The organism is Laedolimicola ammoniilytica (assembly GCF_025567165.1).
GTDB lineage: Bacteria > Bacillota > Clostridia > Lachnospirales > Lachnospiraceae > Laedolimicola > Laedolimicola ammoniilytica.
The window spans coordinates 1-2,725 of sequence record NZ_JAOQKC010000050.1 but is presented as its reverse complement, the minus strand read 5'-3'; the positions used below and the strand labels follow the sequence as shown (position 1 = coordinate 2,725).

At 47.0% G+C, this 2,725-nt stretch carries 4 protein-coding genes; 1 reads left to right on the top strand and 3 read right to left on the bottom strand.

Annotation, left to right across the window (positions count from 1 at the left end):
* Positions 1-433 precede the first annotated feature (433 nt).
* Genes OCV63_RS17245 through OCV63_RS17235 form a run of 3 tightly spaced genes read right to left on the bottom strand, consistent with a single transcriptional unit; the run spans position 434 to position 1,249 of the window.
* Positions 434-730, bottom strand: coding sequence for a DUF3847 domain-containing protein (locus tag OCV63_RS17245; RefSeq protein WP_158365437.1), 297 nt, complete (start codon positions 728-730; stop codon positions 434-436).
* Entirely contained in the window at positions 723-1,064 is a 342-nt protein-coding gene (locus tag OCV63_RS17240; RefSeq protein ID WP_066558825.1) for a DeoR family transcriptional regulator, read from the bottom strand. The genes OCV63_RS17245 and OCV63_RS17240 overlap by 8 nt, the downstream gene beginning before the upstream one ends.
* Positions 1,061-1,249: a hypothetical protein gene (locus tag OCV63_RS17235; protein ID WP_002592123.1), complete on the bottom strand. Its 189-nt coding sequence runs from the start codon at positions 1,247-1,249 to the stop codon at positions 1,061-1,063. Before OCV63_RS17235 ends, OCV63_RS17240 begins: the two co-directional genes overlap by 4 nt.
* 484 nt (positions 1,250-1,733) lie before the next feature.
* On the opposite strand from OCV63_RS17235, the gene OCV63_RS17230 reads away from it, so the two are divergent.
* Positions 1,734-2,540, top strand: a complete 807-nt coding sequence (locus OCV63_RS17230; protein ID WP_006060470.1) for a helix-turn-helix transcriptional regulator — start codon at positions 1,734-1,736, stop codon at positions 2,538-2,540.
* Positions 2,541-2,725 lie beyond the last annotated feature (185 nt).

The window sequence follows — 2,725 nt, the reverse complement described above, 5'->3', positions numbered from 1 at the left end:
CATTATAGGTAAAATATCCGCAGCAAGGACATTGGTATTTTTTCATATAAACCTCCCGTTTAAGCCTTGACCTCAAATTCCTGATTTATTACTGACTTCATTATACTTTATTGCTTATAGAAAAGATAGCATATTTTATGAAACTTGTCGGCTGGGAACAGCTTGCAACGCAAGGTGTCCCCAGATAGCAAGTCCACAAAAGGGTAGCTGGCAGCAGCCAGCGCAGGGGAAGCGTAGCGTCCCCTGTTTGATTTGAAGCAGACCATGACTGCGAAAGCCAACATTCTGTCGGCTGCTGCGGCATTCGCCGAGTGAATATGCAAGCATATTCGTTCGGCTCATTGCTCGCACAAATCACAGCCCTCCGGCGAGGAGCCTTCGGAGAACGCAATGCACCAACCTCTGGGTGGTGTATAATTGCGCCCTTAGTAAACTAAAGGGTTTCCGGCTTCTCCCGTTCCAGCAGCTTTTTCAATAGTTCCTGCGTGTCCTGCCTGTGAAAAATGAGTTTCAACAACAGCATTACATCATCATCTGTCAGGTGTTCCGGCTCTTGCAGAAAACTTTCCAGCATACCGCCACGAGTACAGAGCCGGTGTGTCCGTTCCTTTCGGGTAAGCTGCTTTAACTGGTGCTGCAATGCCTTTTCATCATTGATGGCTTTCCGCAGTTTCTTTTCGCTTTTCTCCAGCTCCCGGTTTAGCTTTTCCAGCTTTGAGGTATCAGGCAAGGGCAGCGTCCTCCTTTCCCGGTATCAGCACATAAATCCTGTTTGGCTCTCCAACGCCCTGACGCACCCGCATGATCAGTCCGGCGGTTTCCAGTTCATTCAGAGAACGCTTGACCGTCATGGGGCTGCGGGACAGGACTGCGGCAATGGCTGTGACAGGGAAGCAGACAAACAGGATTCCGTTCTCGTCCTCCTGCCCGTTGGAGAGCGTAGCGTCCAACATCCGGCAGTACATGACCTTTGCGGTACTGCTGACTGGAAACCCTGTCAATGCTCTGGGAAATGGCATACAGGGCGGCAACGGTGTGTCTATCGTCATAAATTCAAAATTCATTCGGTGTGTTCCTCCTTTTTCTTTGCTCGTTTGGATAAATAACGGGGGCAGTCAACCACAACCGCCCGGAAACTCTGCCTGCACCCATGCTGGCATTTCCGGCATAATTCGTTGTAAGTGACACGCCCCCGGTCATTGAGGTAAAAGGAAAGCTCATGCTTCCTCTTTTTGCTCATTCTCGGCATATTGCGTTTCCTTCCGTTTTTGTGTATGGTTTCGGGGCGATTTTCGGCAAAATTACGGTCATAAAGCCGCTTAAAATCTCCCGAAGTACCAGCGATAGGGTAGACTATCCCCCTATCAGATTGTCGTGTTTCGGTATCATTTCGGTGTCAGTCCGCCAGTTCTCCCCGGTGTCGTTCCTCCCCTGAATCTCACAGCGGCGTATCGCTCCCTTTGGTACGCTCGTTTCGGTCAGGGTTCCTCCATATCCCTGCCAAAAGTCATGGCACTACATCACCGGGGAAGCATATCCCACACAGGCTGGTCATTCGATTGGAATAATCCATCGATGAACTACCTGTATCATAGAACATTTTTGTGCCCTGTGCCGTATGTCCACAAAGTAGGAATTAGGGGTAAAAATCAGAAATTTCCACGATTGTGGAATTGATATGGTATAATCAATTCAACGGTTATAAATGTCGTTAGAAAGGGGGAACTGCTTCAATGAACGGAGCTACTACAATACAGGAACGGCTAAAAGATTTACGATTAAACAAAGGATTAAAACTGGAAGAACTGGCTGAGCAAACGGGTATTTCAAAATCGGCTCTTGGCAGTTATGAAAAAGATGACTATAAGGAAATCAATCATGGCAACCTTATCCTGCTGGCAGATTTTTATGGGGTGTCCCTCGATTATCTCTTTTGCCGGACAGAGAACCGGGCGGAGATCAACACGCCATTAAGGGAGCTGCATTTGAGTGATGAGATGGTAGCACTTCTGAAAAGCGGTCGGATTAACAACCGTCTGCTCTGCGAACTTGCCACCCATAAGGACTTTATCAAGTTTCTTGCGGACATTGAGATTTATGTGGATGGGATTGCCACCATGCAGATTCAAAACCTGAACGCCCTTGTCGATACCGTCCGGCATGAAATCATTGAACGGTATCGCCCCGGCGAAGATGACCCGCATTTGAAGGTGCTGCAAGCTGCCCATATCAGTGATGATGAATATTTCAGTCACATGGTACTGGATGACCTCAACCTCATTATCCGGGATATTCGGGAAGCTCACAAAAAAGACAGCGAAAGTGCTCCCCAGACCACCGTTGCCGATGAACTGAAAGAAAATCTGGAAGCAGTCGAAAATTTCAAGGGCAGTCGGGATGAAAAGCTCGTTGTACTTTACTGCAAGCAGCTCGGCATCAACTATAAAAATCTGTCAGACGAAGAATTTCGCTGGCTGATTCGGATTCTCAAAAAATCAAAGAAAATGGGAACGCCTATCAGCCAGAGGAAAAAACGGTAAAGAAAAACCGCTGTTGCATGGTTTGTTGGCTTCCATGTAGCAGCGGTTTTTGCTGTGGTTATTCAGTTAAATTTTCAGAATGACAAGCTGGAACTTAGAAGGTAAGCGTCAAATAAAACAGTGTATAGAAAAATAACCGTCAGCCTTTTATACTAAAAGGTCAACGGTTATCGACAGAATTCTTT

Bases quoted from the DNA above. Each gene is read 5' to 3' on its own strand.
- OCV63_RS17240 (WP_066558825.1), bottom strand. From the start codon at position 1,064: ATGAATTTTGAATTTATGACGATAGACACACCGTTGCCGCCCTGTATG.
- OCV63_RS17235 (WP_002592123.1), bottom strand. From the start codon at position 1,249: ATGCCGAGAATGAGCAAAAAGAGGAAGCATGAGCTTTCCTTTTACCTC.
- OCV63_RS17230 (WP_006060470.1), top strand. From the start codon at position 1,734: ATGAACGGAGCTACTACAATACAGGAACGGCTAAAAGATTTACGATTA.